The sequence below is a fragment of the Vibrio sp. 10N.222.52.B7 genome (genome assembly GCF_041474275.1).
Classification (GTDB): domain Bacteria; phylum Pseudomonadota; class Gammaproteobacteria; order Enterobacterales; family Vibrionaceae; genus Vibrio; species Vibrio crassostreae_C.
The window spans coordinates 1-368 of the sequence record NZ_JBFRTU010000680.1 but is presented as its reverse complement, the minus strand read 5'-3'; the positions used below and the strand labels follow the sequence as shown (position 1 = coordinate 368).

1 protein-coding gene is annotated in these 368 nt (G+C 40.2%); it reads left to right on the top strand.

All coding sequences use genetic code 11. From position 1 onward, the window contains the following. Positions 1–70 precede the first annotated feature (70 nt). On the top strand, positions 71–368 hold a 298-nt coding region (locus tag AB4512_RS24780; RefSeq protein WP_372176125.1), incomplete at its 3' end, for a DUF3316 domain-containing protein.

Below are 368 nucleotides of genomic sequence, written 5' to 3'. Positions count from 1 at the left end.
ATATACGTAACAATCGTGGCATGAAGATTGTTTTAGATAATTATTCAGGCAGACAACTAAGGAGCTAGCTATGAAATTATTATCAATGATTACGGTTATTGCTACAACAGGCCTATTCTCTTTCCAAGCGATGGGTTCGGGCGTCTATCACCGGACGGCTGTTGAGTCTAAAGTCTTTAAAGGCGATGTAGTGGCGAGCCAATCACAGGCTTACGAATCTGGAAAACAAATCTGGATGGATATAAATAGTAAGCGCTCATATGAATTGAGCAGAATCTTACCTCAAGCCTCGGAAAAAGTAGATGTGCGCTCGTTTGAAATCAAAAACGGTACTATCAAGGTAAAAGAAATAATGAACTCCTCTGGAG